Source organism: Flavobacterium sp. MR2016-29 (genome assembly GCF_015350695.1).
In the GTDB taxonomy this organism is placed as follows: domain Bacteria; phylum Bacteroidota; class Bacteroidia; order Flavobacteriales; family Flavobacteriaceae; genus Flavobacterium.
The window spans coordinates 270,229-283,872 of record NZ_JADKPU010000002.1; the positions used below are offsets into that span (position 1 = coordinate 270,229).

12 protein-coding genes and 2 tRNA genes are annotated in these 13,644 nt (G+C 34.7%); 5 read left to right on the plus strand and 9 right to left on the minus strand.

The annotated features are described in order from the left end of the window. Window positions 1-90: 90 nt before the first annotated feature. Window positions 91-1,131 (minus strand): Gfo/Idh/MocA family oxidoreductase, encoded by a 1,041-nt coding sequence (locus IR010_RS07070; protein WP_194602774.1) that lies wholly within the window; start codon window positions 1,129-1,131, stop codon window positions 91-93. A 179-nt stretch (window positions 1,132-1,310) separates the two neighbouring features. Beyond that, window positions 1,311-2,381: an NADH:flavin oxidoreductase/NADH oxidase gene (locus tag IR010_RS07075; RefSeq protein ID WP_194602776.1), complete on the minus strand. Its 1,071-nt coding sequence runs from the start codon at window positions 2,379-2,381 to the stop codon at window positions 1,311-1,313. 199 nt (window positions 2,382-2,580) lie between these two features. On the opposite strand from IR010_RS07075, the gene rseP reads away from it, so the two are divergent. The 3 genes from rseP to IR010_RS07090 all read left to right on the plus strand — a co-directional run bounded on the left by rseP (window position 2,581) and on the right by IR010_RS07090 (window position 4,193). Further along, window positions 2,581-3,921, plus strand: a complete 1,341-nt coding sequence (gene rseP / locus IR010_RS07080) for an RIP metalloprotease RseP (protein WP_194567755.1) — start codon at window positions 2,581-2,583, stop codon at window positions 3,919-3,921. A gap of 86 nt (window positions 3,922-4,007) precedes the next feature. Beyond that, window positions 4,008-4,081, plus strand: a tRNA-Asn gene (locus IR010_RS07085). Window positions 4,082-4,119: 38 nt separating this feature from the next. Continuing rightward, window positions 4,120-4,193, plus strand: a tRNA-Asn gene (locus tag IR010_RS07090). 56 nt (window positions 4,194-4,249) lie between these two features. Here the strand turns inward: IR010_RS07090 and IR010_RS07095 are convergent. Together IR010_RS07095 and IR010_RS07100 are read right to left on the minus strand one after the other, a co-directional pair. Then, on the minus strand, window positions 4,250-4,951 hold the full coding sequence (locus tag IR010_RS07095; protein ID WP_194567753.1) for a hypothetical protein: 702 nt from the start codon (window positions 4,949-4,951) through the stop codon (window positions 4,250-4,252). 195 nt (window positions 4,952-5,146) lie between these two features. Next, the gene (locus tag IR010_RS07100) at window positions 5,147-6,343 is read right to left on the minus strand and encodes an aminopeptidase C (protein ID WP_029271494.1); all 1,197 of its coding nucleotides are present in this window, start codon (window positions 6,341-6,343) and stop codon (window positions 5,147-5,149) included. Between the two features lie 265 nt (window positions 6,344-6,608). On the opposite strand from IR010_RS07100, the gene IR010_RS07105 reads away from it, so the two are divergent. Together IR010_RS07105 and IR010_RS07110 are read left to right on the plus strand one after the other, a co-directional pair. Further along, on the plus strand, window positions 6,609-7,439 hold the full coding sequence (locus tag IR010_RS07105; RefSeq protein WP_194567751.1) for an AraC family transcriptional regulator: 831 nt from the start codon (window positions 6,609-6,611) through the stop codon (window positions 7,437-7,439). Between the two features lie 76 nt (window positions 7,440-7,515). Beyond that, complete coding sequence (locus IR010_RS07110; protein WP_194567749.1) at window positions 7,516-8,379, plus strand: CPBP family intramembrane glutamic endopeptidase; 864 nt, start codon at window positions 7,516-7,518, stop codon at window positions 8,377-8,379. 72 nt (window positions 8,380-8,451) lie between these two features. On the opposite strand, the gene IR010_RS07115 is transcribed toward IR010_RS07110, so the two are convergent. The 5 genes from IR010_RS07115 to IR010_RS07135 all read right to left on the minus strand — a co-directional run bounded on the left by IR010_RS07115 (window position 8,452) and on the right by IR010_RS07135 (window position 13,644). Next, a complete protein-coding gene (locus tag IR010_RS07115) occupies window positions 8,452-9,609 on the minus strand; it encodes a BamA/TamA family outer membrane protein (RefSeq protein ID WP_194567747.1) in 1,158 nt (385 codons plus the stop codon). 77 nt (window positions 9,610-9,686) lie between these two features. Next, complete coding sequence (locus IR010_RS07120; RefSeq protein ID WP_194567745.1) at window positions 9,687-10,655, minus strand: transporter; 969 nt, start codon at window positions 10,653-10,655, stop codon at window positions 9,687-9,689. Between the two features lie 57 nt (window positions 10,656-10,712). Further along, a complete protein-coding gene (locus IR010_RS07125; RefSeq protein ID WP_228515117.1) occupies window positions 10,713-11,729 on the minus strand; it encodes a helix-turn-helix domain-containing protein in 1,017 nt (338 codons plus the stop codon). A gap of 328 nt (window positions 11,730-12,057) precedes the next feature. Continuing rightward, entirely contained in the window at window positions 12,058-12,642 is a 585-nt protein-coding gene (locus tag IR010_RS07130) for a DUF4136 domain-containing protein (RefSeq protein WP_029271488.1), read from the minus strand. 255 nt (window positions 12,643-12,897) lie between these two features. Beyond that, complete coding sequence (locus IR010_RS07135; RefSeq protein ID WP_157495016.1) at window positions 12,898-13,644, minus strand: DUF6515 family protein; 747 nt, start codon at window positions 13,642-13,644, stop codon at window positions 12,898-12,900.

Genomic DNA, 13,644 nt, shown 5'->3' on the forward strand with positions numbered 1-13,644 from the left:
ACGCACTATTGGTGCGTCTTTACTTTTCAATTTAAAAGATAAAAATCTCTAAAAATCTGTTTAACTCCTAAATCAGTAGGCCAATTTTATTTATAAATTAATCACCTTTTGCTTTGCATTGCTCGCAATTGCAGCTTCAATAATCTGCATTACTTTTATGCCATCTTGTGCCGTAACCGGTTCTGTTTTGTCGTTTGCGATTGCGTCGTAAACCCCATCAAAAAATGAAAAATAATTTCCTTGAAGCGTTGGCACTTTTTCACGAATTTGTTTTCCGTCAATTTCAGTATTCAAAAGTCCTTGCAAATCTTCAGATTCTGTTCCCCAAGTTTCTAAATTTGGTTTTTTACCTACTTTTAGATCATCTTCCTGAACGTCACCGCGAGGTTTTAAGAAAGAGCCTTTTTTACCGTGAATGGTATAGGCAGGATTTGCTTCTTTCACAAAAAAACTGGCTTTTAAGCGTACTCTAAAATCATCATAAATCAATAACAAATCGATCCAATCGTCGACCAAAGAATGTTCTCTTGTATAACGAATATCTCCAAAAACTCCTTTTGGCGAACCAAATAAGCAAATCGCCTGATCAATTAAATGCGGCCCTAAATCTTTCAGTATTCCGGCGCCGTCATTAACGGTTTCTTTATGTGCTTTCGGGCTCAATAACGGATTGTATCTGTCAAAATGAAATTCTGCTTCGACCAAATCTCCTAAAGTTCCTTCTTTAATTATTTTTTGAATAGTCTTAAAATCGCTGTCCCATCTTCTGTTTTGGAAAACCGCTAATTTCAATCCTTTTTCTTTCACAATTTTAGCTAGTTCCTCAGCTTCAGCCACAGTTGTTGTAAATGCCTTTTCGACTACGGCGTGTTTTCCGGCCAAAAGCACTTTTTTAGCATATTCATAATGCGTTCCTACAGGTGTATTTACGATTACCAAATCAACCTCATCTGCTAGTAAGTCATCGATTGAAGGATAACTTTTTACATAGGGATAATCTTCCTGAATTAGTTTTTTGCTTCTTTCCCAAGAACCTAATAATTCAAATCCCGGATGAATATCTAAAAAGGGCGCATGAAAAACTTTCCCAGACATGCCGTATGATAATAGTGCTGTTTTTATTTTTTGCATGGTGTATGTTTTTTTCTTGACACAGATTATTATGACTATAAGAATTTTTTTGTTGCTATGACTTTCACTTAGTTACATTTATTATAAAGTTCAAAAACTTAAATAAATTCGTTAAAATTTGTGTAATTAGTGGCGAAAAACATTAAAAAGAAATCACTTTAATCTGTGACTAATAAAATTTAGATTTTAGCTCTCTCGTATTGTTTTGGCCACTGAATATCGCTATCTAATTCTTTAGCAAAATCTAAAGGTAAATTCGGATTTCTTAATGATTCTCTGGCAAATAAAATTAAATCGGCTTGACCATTATTTAAAATTTCTTCGGCTTGTTTGGCTTCAGTAATTAAACCCACTGCCCCGGTTGAAATATTGGCTTCTTTTTTTACTTTTTCTGCAAAAGGAACTTGATAACCCGGACCAAGTGTAATTTTTTGATGCGAAACCAATCCGCCAGACGAAACATCAATTAAATCTACTCCTTTTTCTTTTAAAATTGCGGCAAGTTTTACCGATTCTTCCGGATTCCATCCGCCCTCTGCCCAATCTGTAGCTGAGATTCGAACAAATAAAGGCAAATCCGATGGCCATTCTGATTGAACAGCGCCTACAATTTCTAATGTAAATCGGATTCGGTTTTCAAAACTTCCTCCGTATTCATCAGTTCTTTCGTTTGTTAGAGGCGATAAAAATTGGTGCAGTAAATAACCGTGTGCGCCGTGAATTTCTACAACCTGAAAACCTGCTTCGAGCGCTCTTTTTGTGGCTGCTTTAAAATCTGCAACTACTTTTTGAATTCCGTTTTTATCCAAAGCTGTTGGAAGAAATGGTTCCCCTTCATGATATGGAATCGTGCTCGAAGAAACCGTTTGCCATCCGCCTTGAGCGAAATCTAATTTTTTATTTCCTTCCCACGGAACTGAAACACTTGCTTTTCTGCCGGCATGCGCCAACTGAATTCCGGGAATTGAATTTTGAGAAACGATAAATTCGTTGATCGTTTTTAATTTTTGAACGTGTTCGTCTTTCCAGATTCCTAAATCGGCTGGCGAAATTCGGGCTTCGGGAGAAACGGCTGTTGCTTCCTGAATAATCAAGCCAACACCTCCGCTCGCACGACTGCCTAAATGAACCAAATGCCAATCGTTTGCAAATCCGTCAACTGCGGAATATTGACACATTGGAGAAATTACGATTCTATTTTTTAAAGTGATTTTTTTGATGGAAAGTGGAGAAAATAATATCGAAGCCATAAATATGTAACTTTTAATGGTTTTAGGCTACCAATGAATAGGATTGCCTTTAAGAAAGTAAAGTTAAACCATCTTGTTAAAAGTAAAAATCTAATTTTTATTAATTAACAAACATTTAAAACCTTATGTCTTATATTGCACTATCAAATTAAAATAGAAACGTTACTTTTGTGCGTTAAATACGAATTAAAAATACAAAATGGATATAGTTATCAAACTCTCTCAATTTCTATTGAGTTTATCTTTACTTATTATTCTTCACGAATTAGGACATTTTATTCCTGCTAAATTATTTAAAACCAGAGTCGAAAAATTTTACTTGTTTTTTGATGTTAAATATTCTCTATTAAAAAAGAAAATCGGTGAAACAGAATACGGAATTGGATGGCTTCCATTAGGAGGTTATGTGAAAATTTCTGGAATGATCGATGAAAGTATGGACAAGGAGCAAATGGCGCTTCCGCCTCAGCCTTGGGAATTTCGTTCTAAGCCAGCTTGGCAGCGTCTTATTATTATGTTGGGCGGTGTTACCGTAAACTTTATTTTGGCGTTTATTATTTATATCGGAATGGCGTTTGCTTATGGCGAAACTTATGTAGCAAATGGCGATTTGAAAGATGGCGTGTATGTAACAAATCCAGCACTTGAAAAAGCAGGGATTCATACAGGTGATAAAATAATTTCGATCGACGGCAAGAAAATTGAAAATTTTGATGATGACACGAACATGAAAGTGGTCATGGCAAAAGAAATTTTGATCGAAAGAAACGGACAACAGCAGACCGTTAAATTCCCTACGGATTTTGTTGATCAAATGTCAAAATACGAGAAAGGCTTATTGATTACACCAAGAATACCTTTTGTTGTTGGAGCGGTTGCTGAGGACTCTCAGAATAAGTCATTAAAAGCAAAAGATTTGTTTGTGACACTAAACGGTCAGCAAGCGAAATACTTTGATCAGGTGAAAGCAATTTTGAGTGCTAATAAAGGCAAAACGATTCCTGCAGTAGTTTTGCGTGATTTAAAACAAACTACAATTACGGTAAAAGTTTCTAAAGAAGGAAAACTTGGAGTTGCTCCTGGAGGTTTAGATATTAAATCTTTAGAAAAATTGGGTTACTACAAAATCAGCACAAAAGAATATAGTTTTGCAGAATCGATTCCGGTTGGACTTGAAAAAGGAAAAAATCAATTGATTGGTTACGGAAAACAATTGAAAATGATTTTTAATCCAGAAACAAAAGCATACAAGCAAGTGGGTGGATTTGCAGCGATTTTTAACATTTTCCCGAGTTCTTGGAGCTGGGAAACGTTCTGGTCGATCACTGCTTTATTGTCAATTATGCTTGGAGTTATGAATTTATTGCCAATTCCGGCACTTGACGGAGGCCATGTGATGTTTTTATTATACGAAATTATCAGCGGTAAAAAACCGAGTGATAAATTCCTTGAAAACGCCCAAATGGTTGGTTTCGTTCTACTTATCGCACTGCTTTTGTTCGCCAACGGAAACGATATTTATAAGGCGATTGTCAAGTAGAAAAAATATTTTTTAAAAAGAGTTAAAATATTTTTGGGAAATTAAAAAATCAACTATATTTGCACTCGCTAAAAAGAGCAACAACTTCCTCCTTAGCTCAGTTGGTTAGAGCATCTGACTGTTAATCAGAGGGTCCTTGGTTCGAGCCCAAGAGGGGGAGCAACTTTTTTTAGCAAACATATTTACCTTTAAGGTGATTCCTCCTTAGCTCAGTTGGTTAGAGCATCTGACTGTTAATCAGAGGGTCCTTGGTTCGAGCCCAAGAGGGGGAGCTTAAAAAAAAGACTATCATTTTCATGATAGTCTTTTTTTTGTTTTATAGTAAAGATTAATTCCTCACAACTTTATTATGCCTCACCACATTATTCCCAATATTTTTACTTTCAAATAAAAGCATGGCTTCGTTTGCTTTTTCTGTCTGGTCGATTCCTTTTAGGGACTGTGCGTAACGATAATAATACATATCGTCTAATTGCACATCCATAGCCAGTAATTCTTCGTAGTATTTAGCTGCTGTTGCCAGATCGCCTTCAAAATAAGCTCGATCTGCCACTTTCTTGAGCATCTCTGCCGATTTATAACCTTTGTCTAAAACTTTTCCGTACGTATCAGCAACATCGATCTTTACGTACGGCGTAGGCGCTATTACTTCAACTTTTATGGGCTGAATAGCAGCAGACATTGTATCGACTATTTTTTTTGATTGGAGGCTGGCTTCGACTGCTTTTACTTTGGGTTTTCTGTAAATGGGCATTACAACCCTAGTATTGTTTGGGCCCAGGTCATTTGTATAGACCATGTCTAGTTTTGAAACTTCATATTTAGTAACCCTTTTCCCAAAAGTCATATTTATCGTTTCTTCTACATAATATCCCACTATAACAAGATCATTATTTGATTTGTTCTCGGACGGTGAATGTGTATTTCCTGTTGTCGCAATTATGGGTGCATTAGAAACATTATGCTGTGCAAAACAGTAAAAAGGAAAAACACATACAATTGCTACAAAAAGCACTGCATTTGTTTTCATGTCGATCTCATTTTGTGGTTGGTGATATAAATTTACATAATTTTCTGATTTATAGCACTATAACATCTTTGAAGTACTTATAAACACGTTTAAGTGGTGATTTTCATTTCGATTTCAATAAAAAAAATTATAAAAAAAAGCTTCACTACTATTAGTGAAGCTTTTTTTAAAACTAGTAATGTTTAGAATAAATTCTTAAACCCCTAACTTCTTAGCAATCTCAGTTGGAATTCCTCCTTTATTTACTAACAAAGCAGTAGTTTTATATTTTACGAAATTTTTGGTTACAAACAAGAAACCTTTGTAGTCGTTTGTTTCTCCCCAAGAATTTTTTACGATATAATATTCTCTTCCGGTTTGATCTTTGGCTAGACCAATAATATGCATTCCGTGATCGTCTGTTGTTGTATAATTATCAAACGCAGCTTGGCGCATTTCTGGCGTTATTTCTGGTTCTGGTTTTGGTCCGTTAAACATATCTGCTTTTTCTTCAGCGGTCATGTCATCGAATTTTTTCATCGGAACATAAGCTACACCGTTTTTCCAGCTAAAGCTTTTCTCACTTACATCAGTTGCCCAAGCTACAGTATATCCTTTTTTCAATGCGTTGTCGATAACATCAGTCATGTCATTAACTTTTACATTATACACCTGATCAAATGACCAGTTGTCCGGCACCATCATTGTTGTTTTTTGGTAGTATGGAGAAGTTGTAAACGATGACATTTCGATATATTCGTCAGGATTAATTCCAACTACTTCTTTAGCGAAAGATTGCGGCGTATAACTTTTTCCTTTATACGTAAAATTATCCGGTACTTTTCCTAAATAAGAATCGATTACAGCAGCGTATGCTTTTTGCCAGTTTGGTGTTAATTCACCATTTGGGTTTTTAACAACAGCACCTAAAACACCTTCGATAAGTGCAGCCATTTCGCCAAATTTATTTTTATCAGTTCCATAGTTTAAGCCTGTGTAAACTTCTCTTGGCACCGTTCCGTATTTTTTATACATGTTAATTACATCATGCAAAGCGCCTCCGTCACCTAAAGTAACTGCTCCATGCATACGCACATAATTAATTCCTTTTTCAACATACACATTTCTCGCTGCGTAAATTTGAGATAATTCTACCGGCTGTTTTCCTAAACGAATCATTTCTGACTCTAAAAAAGAGTTTGTCGAATAACTCCAGCAAGTTCCTGAAGAACCTTGTGTTTTTACCGAAGTTGTTCCTAAATTAATCTGCTCTGTGAATTTAAAGTTCTCTTTACTTTTATCACTTGCATTTAGCTTTAGCGAATTCACCAAAACATCCTGCGCAAAACAGCTGCTCACACCAACTAAAAAAGCCGATGCAACGAAAACTGATTTCATCGTAATTTTATACATAATCAATGATTTAAATAGTTAACTTATTAGTAACCTTTAATTAATTTTTGTTACAAATCAATTAAATAATAAGTAAAAAAACTAACACTTTCGCGTTAATGTTTACACAATGTTTTTATTAAGCTATAAAACCTTACAAAATATGCAAAAGACAATTTTCTAATTAGAGAATGTGTCAATTTGATAATTGGATAATTTTGAAATGAATTGAAACTTAACTTTAAAAAACATAAACAGTAAATTTATATGTAAATAAAGTGGTATTTTGGCTCTTGATTCTGCCTGCAATAAACTGAATATGTACGAACTCGAAAAAGAGAAATACTTAGGAAATACCAAAAACATATTCAACAATATGCAAGGAATTGCAGTGGTCGAAACCGAGTATCAAAATAAGGTTTACGATGGCTGGCATTCGCACAATAATGCACATATTACTCTTTTTTTGCGAGGTGGTACCTCTGAAAAACGAAAAAATTACAGCGAAGCAGTTGGTCCGGGTTCTTTACTTTTTTATCATAGTGATGAACTTCATCTCAATCACAATACGCTTTTTCCATCTAAAAATATTAATATTGAAATTGAAGAAAATCTGCTGAAAGAACTTCAAATAAGCGAAGCTATTATTGAGAAATCGCTTCAAAATGCATCACTTGCCAAATTCTTAATTTTAAAGATTTTTAAAGAATCTCTTGTTGCCGATGCTTTTTCTGGCGACACCATTAATATGTTGTTTGCGCAATTATCAAACTCAGTAAATCATTTAGAAAAATTTGAAAAAAGTCCGTTTTGGGTTAAAAGCTTAACCGAGTTGCTAAACGACTGCTGGAATGAAAATCCCAATCTGCAAGATTTAGCGCAAGTTTTACAATTGAATCCGATTACGATTTCAAAACATTTTCCGAAATATTTTGGCTGTACTTTGGGCGAATACATGCGCAGAATAAAAATTGACCGTTCGCTTTCGCTGATAGCATCTAACCAAAGTAATTTGACTGAAATAAGTTTTCAATGCGGTTTTGCAGATCAAAGTCATTTTATCAGAACTTTTAAAAATCAAACCGGATTTTTACCCAAACAATTCCAAAAATTATAAGAGGCAAATTTCATTCTATTTTTTGGTTTAGGTGTAATATACCTTTGTTTCAAATTAAAACCTAAACCAAATCAAAATGGAAACTTTAACTGCAAAACAAAAAATCTTTAATTTCCCTTTAACCAAAATTGTATTAGCCTTAATCGTTTGTCTTCTCTTTATAAATATTGGTCAGGCTATTGCTGGAAAATTATTGCTCTTAACACCAATTAACCGCGATTTAAGAAATCTTATAAAAGGAATTATTGTTTCTGCTTTAGCTTTAACAAGCTATATTATTTTCTTTAAAAAATATGAAAAAAGAGAAATAACAGAATTCGCTTTAAAAGGACTTGGGCGAAATTTAATCATCGGAATTTTAATTGGAGTTGTTTTGCAATCACTGACCATTTGGATTATTTATATAAATGGCGATTATATGGTTACTGCTCTAAATCCTGTTTCGTTTATTGTTATTCCGCTTACGGTGGCTTTTACTGCTGCAATCATTGAAGAGATTTTAGTTCGCGGAATCCTTTTTAGAGTTATGGAAGAAAAACTCGGAAGTTATGCAGCGCTGTTTATTTCGGCATTGATTTTTGGCGCACTGCATTTAGTAAATCTGCATGCTACTTTACTTTCTGGATTATCTGTTGCTATTGAGGCGGGTTTATTATTAGGTGCAGCTTATATTTACAGCCGCAATTTATGGTTTCCGATCGCTTTGCACTTTGCGTGGAATTTTATGCAATCTGGAATTTTTGGAGCCATAACATCGGGAAATGAAAAAGGAACAAGTCTTCTGGTTTCAAAAATAGAAGGTTCTGCATGGATTACCGGCGGTGAATTTGGTCCTGAAGGATCAATTCAGGCATTATTATTCTGCTCTGTTGGTACGATTATATTATTGGCTTTAAGCCATAAAGAAAACAAAATTATTAAACCGTATTGGAAGAAATAAAGTTTTTTTACTGCCAACATCAATTCAAATTCCGGTAGCAATTATCGCGAATTTGAATTTTTAATTAAACATTTATCTCAGCCAATTACTTCCAAAAACAATATAATACGCCCAATCTTCCGGTCCTTTTGCAACATCAACTCCCATTCTTAGTTTGAATTTTCGCGCTAATAAATACCTGAAACCGGTTCCGTAACTGTATTCTAAAGGTTTATCAAAGGCTTGATCCCAGTCATCAAAAGCGTTTGCACCACCAGCGTAGCCCATTATACTCCATCGCTTGTAAAAATCCCATCGGAATTCGGCTTCAGCCACTAAACTTGTTTTTCCTTGATATCTTCCCATCGGAATTCCTCTTAAATTAATTCCTGGCAATAAATAAAACGGTGGATTTCCAAAAGCCTGTTCACCTTCAAACCGAAGTCCGAGAATTAATTTTTCGGTTATCGGCGTATAACCAATGGCAGAAAAATTCAATCGCCAAGCATCATAATCACTTCCAATTGCATTATCTGACCAAAAGAAATCAGACTGAATTCTGACTCCTTTATCAGGTGTAAAAATATTATCCCGACCGTCAAACTGAATCGCACCTCCTAATTGGCTTACCAAACTATTGACATCTTTTGGCTGTACAAAAGGCGGTGGGAGGTTTATGTCGGGCAATTTGATATTAGAATTCAAGAAGAGGTATTGAGGACCAGCACTCCATTTTGCATTCCTGAATTGTTTTAGCCATTGTGTATAAAAAACAGTAGATTTAAAATTGAGCTTAAATTCCTGATCCTTTTGGTTTGGCAAATTGTTGGCATAAAAAGATAAATTCATATCGCCATAACCGGCCATAACACGATATAATATTCTGGATTTTATAAGACTTCCTGAACGAAAACCGCCTACCATCCAGCTTTTATTTCCGGTATACATTCCGATTCCACCCGTGATATCTGGATTTATAAATCGTTTTTTGCCGTTTTCATCAATAACTGGCGCGTGTTTTTTAAGAAAAACTGGCACAATTGCACCGCCAATTCCGCCTAAAGCAGGCTCTGTTATGACAGTTGGCACGACTATAAAACCGTGTGCATAAATAATATAATCGCTTAAATCGATAGCATGATCAAGAGAATCTCTAACACTGATTTTATATTTTTGTCCTACCATTGAAAATGATAAAATAAAAAAGAGATTTGCGAGAATGATTTTCTGAAAGGATTTTGTTTTTTTCATAGTAGTAGAATCTGACTATTTATTTCTCATTTTACTCGCTTTAGAATTCCTCTTATTCTCTAAATTCTGTTAGAGCATTATTCTTTTTTAAAGCTGAATACATGGGCCAAAGTAAGAAAGAAGGTATTTCCTTGAAATCTGTTTATAGCATCGACCTCGCCTATCCAGCGTAATCCAGCAGAAGTTTTACAGCCAATATGAAAATAATTGATCTCAGCACCAATACCGCCAACTCTGTCTTTTTCACCTTCTACAACACCAACAATCGGCAGTGGAATTTTATCGCTGGTTACTTTGTATTGCAGATAGTAAATTAAACCTGCATTTAATATTCCGGTTGGAGCCGTTTTTTCAGCATTCATCATATAAAATGTTTTTCCCAAACCGCCTTCAACACTTAAAATATCTCCGGTTTTTATATCAGTATCTTTCTTTTTTCCATTTATTTCGTAAGATGCTAAAGCTGAAAAATGAAACGTTTTTTTATCGTTAAAAAACAAAGTTGTTCCTGCTGAAAATTCATTCATAAACATGCCCAGACCGCTGTTGTCTGAAGCTCCAGCTTCAAATTTTCCGGTTGGCAAATACATTTGATAACTAAAGACAAAATCAGCCCTTTTATGATGCCAGCCCAGTTGAAGCGGCTGTACATACATATCTGTAAAAGCTAAAGAGTTATTTACATTTGTATTATTTCCTTGAATTGTATTGGCGGCAAAAGCAAGCAAAATAGTCGCTCCGTAATTAGCTCCTAAAATTTTAAAATCACTTACATACGATGCACCCGCGCCTGTAATCGTCATGGTTAAATCTGGATTTACAATTGCTTTGTCTCCGTTGGCATCTCTTAAAGACGAGGCTGTATAAAAATATCCTGGAATATAAACACTAAGTGTATTTGCTGGGGTTTGCGTTCCGGACTGCAGTCCCATGGCGCCAAGAATATGACCGCCTTTTAGCTGCGCATTGGCGGAAAAACAAACCAATATGAAGAGTAAAAAAACTGAATTTATTGCTTGTCGCTGTTGATTTAATTTCGTTTTCATTGCATTCGTATTAAAAATTAATGAGCCTTGACAACCAATCTCTGCAAACATTGTTTCTCAGTTTGAAGATTGTTTTAAATAAAAAGTATTTGTTTTATCAGGATTTATTCGAATAACCTTGAAGTATTCTGAAGGCGATTTCCCGGTATGTTTTATAAAAGCTCTAAAACATGTTGTTCTCGATTTAAAACCAGAACCCCAGGCCATGCCTTCAAGAGATAGATCTTTCCATTCTGGGTCGTTTATTTTTTCTTTGAAATATTCAATTCTCTTTAAATTCACATAATCCTGAAAGTGCAGGTTGAACTCTGAATTAATTAAATTAGAAATATGATGTACTGAGATTCCTGTAGCATCTGAAATATCTCGAATTACTAAATCTTTCTTTAAAAAGAGCTCTTCTGAGGCAAAAATGCTTTCTAATTTGTCCAGATATATTTGTTTTTTTTCATCTGTTAATTCCTTTATCAAGGGCAAGACGTTTTTATTTGCAGATGATTTTATCAGAATCAGATGATTTTCTTTCAAATCAAAATTTTCAGCACTATCTTCTATCTCATTTTCTTCATTCGGATCATAAAAAATCTGTGGCTTAAAATAGAGCCATCCAACAGTAAAAACAAGTACAGATGAAATAAGAATGTAACAGGAGAAATCGATACTGTCGATCTTATTAGTCAAGAAATAATGAACAAAAAGTGTAGAGAACAAAAATAATATCATTAAATTATATAGCCTGATCCAGCTTAAAACTTTGATACGATTAAAATGATTTTCTTTGAATTTTTTTAAATCATAACTCAAAATCATCATTGTCTGACAAAATGCGTACATAAGCCAAATCGTTAAACTCAGCATCGAGAAAGGACTTTTTATTTTAGCCGAAAGGTGTTCTGCAATATGAAGGTCAATAACATTTCCTATCCAGACAAAAACCGTTAAGCTGAAATATAAAAGGAAAGGCAAAAAATGAAGCCAGTCGTGTTTTTTAAATATTCGATCTGAAAATAAAACACTTCTCACATATAAAAAAGCAGAAGGAGCTACTAAAAAGATAAAGGATTTTGTGATCATAAAAAGATCAGGGAAGTGCTTAAAAATATTGGCCGATAAATAAAAATTATAGATACTTACAACTGCTAGACTGAACAGGAATAGGCCTAAGAAAAAACTTTTTGAATAATTTTTTTTCGAAAACAAGACCATAAACGATGTTGCAAAGCCAACCAATGTAGCTATAAAAAAGAAAAGTGAAAGTACTATATCGAGCATATATTTAAGCTTAGGTTATGGAATATCTTTATCTTATTAAAAAGAATAACTAAGAAAGTGATGCGTACTTTGCTTAAGTTATACTTATCCTGCTACAGATAAGCATAACTTTTATAGAACAAGCCTTAAGCTATTTTTTTGCTGCTCCTGGAGGAAAACCTGCTAATATTTTTTTGATAGCACCAGCAATAAATTCTTCTGGATTATCTGGTTTACTGTCAATTTGAGCATTTCCGATGCCTTGCCAAACCAGTTTTTGTGTTTTGGTTGATACAATATCAATTACCAGTGATCCGTCAACATAATCGTAGGTATTAAATGTGGTAGAACCGCCACCCATCATGGCGCCTCCTCCCCAATATCCGTACGGACGATACATACCGCCGTAACCATAGAAATTGCTGTCGGCTGTAACTTGTGTTTTGTTTTTTAGGATAGAAACAGCATTTACTTTTAAATCTGGGTTACTGCTGGTTTCTGTAAATCCTTTGGCTATCATCTCTGCGCGAATTGCCTTTGTAACCCGATCAACATTTAGCTGATTTACCTGTCCTTCCTGTGCTCTTAAATCATAAACCGCAAATGTTTTATATTCGCCAAAATTGGCAGCATGATCATAATCTGTAGTAACACTTACTGTTGGTGAACAGCTGTAAATTAAACCCAAAAAAAGTATTGGGATTATTATTCGAAGATTCTTTCTTTTAATATTCATTTTGTAATTTTTTAAATTAGCAATTAAATTTTGTTTAACTTGAAATTATTAAAATTCAAAAAATCTTAAAATGAGCGTAAAATCGTATTAAACAAGTGTAATTTTTACACAAAGTGTTATAATACAATACATTAACATAATCTCAAAGATATATTATTTTCTTTAATTAACATAGCACAATCGTAAAATTCTTACTTATTTTGCTAGACATAATTAGACATAACTTATAATAGAAACAAGCTCACAGTTTTTGTTTTATTTTCCTTGAACAACAACATAACTGTCTTGCCCATCTTTTGATATGGGCTGGTAATAAACATTATTGTAAATCATATATTTTTGCCCGTCTATTGTTTTCTCTTCAGAACCTTCGGGAAGATGCGTAACGACAGCGCCTACAGGTGCATTTATCACTTTATATTTACTGGAGTCTTTAGTATAATAAGTTCCTCCATAATAATAATAGTCTTTTCCCGAGACATTGATCGTGACATAGCCTTTTGGCAGTTCTGAAATTGTCGCTCCAATTGGCGCCGGAACCACTTTGTATCCGCCAGAATCTTTTACATAATAAACTCCTTCATCATAGTTATACTGATTATTCTCTATTGTAATTACAATTGCAGCCGTCGTTAATGTCGCCGCAAAGAACCCGATTGGATACCAAGTTGGTCCCCAATAATACGGAACAAACGGATGATAAATATAGGGATATGGCACCGGATACGGGTGAAACGGCGGTGGAGGCAATGGCCTAGGATATGGATGTGGCGGTATTGGTCTTGGTGCGGGTGGAATAGGTCTTGGCCCTGGTGGAATAGGTCGAGGTCCCGGAGGAATCGGTCTTGGCTCCGGCGGATGAAATGGCATTGGCCTTGGCATTACGGCATGTGGAGTAAAATGCCCGAAACGCTGTGCATTTGCAGATTCTGGTAATAGCATTATTACAAATACTCCAGCAAGAATCAAGGATTTTATATGTTTTAATAGATCTAATTTCAT

What these genes read in the sequence shown, in the direction of transcription:
- IR010_RS07070 (WP_194602774.1), bottom strand. Translation starts at nt 1,131, where the DNA reads ATGCAAAAAATAAAAACAGCACTATTATCATACGGCATGTCTGGGAAA.
- IR010_RS07075 (WP_194602776.1), bottom strand. Translation starts at nt 2,381, where the DNA reads ATGGCTTCGATATTATTTTCTCCACTTTCCATCAAAAAAATCACTTTA.
- rseP (WP_194567755.1), top strand. Translation starts at nt 2,581, where the DNA reads ATGGATATAGTTATCAAACTCTCTCAATTTCTATTGAGTTTATCTTTA.
- IR010_RS07095 (WP_194567753.1), bottom strand. Translation starts at nt 4,951, where the DNA reads ATGAAAACAAATGCAGTGCTTTTTGTAGCAATTGTATGTGTTTTTCCT.
- IR010_RS07100 (WP_029271494.1), bottom strand. Translation starts at nt 6,343, where the DNA reads ATGTATAAAATTACGATGAAATCAGTTTTCGTTGCATCGGCTTTTTTA.
- IR010_RS07110 (WP_194567749.1), top strand. Translation starts at nt 7,516, where the DNA reads ATGGAAACTTTAACTGCAAAACAAAAAATCTTTAATTTCCCTTTAACC.
- IR010_RS07115 (WP_194567747.1), bottom strand. Translation starts at nt 9,609, where the DNA reads ATGAAAAAAACAAAATCCTTTCAGAAAATCATTCTCGCAAATCTCTTT.
- IR010_RS07120 (WP_194567745.1), bottom strand. Translation starts at nt 10,655, where the DNA reads ATGAAAACGAAATTAAATCAACAGCGACAAGCAATAAATTCAGTTTTT.
- IR010_RS07125 (WP_228515117.1), bottom strand. Translation starts at nt 11,729, where the DNA reads ATGATCACAAAATCCTTTATCTTTTTAGTAGCTCCTTCTGCTTTTTTA.
- IR010_RS07130 (WP_029271488.1), bottom strand. Translation starts at nt 12,642, where the DNA reads ATGAATATTAAAAGAAAGAATCTTCGAATAATAATCCCAATACTTTTT.
- IR010_RS07135 (WP_157495016.1), bottom strand. Translation starts at nt 13,644, where the DNA reads ATGAAATTAGATCTATTAAAACATATAAAATCCTTGATTCTTGCTGGA.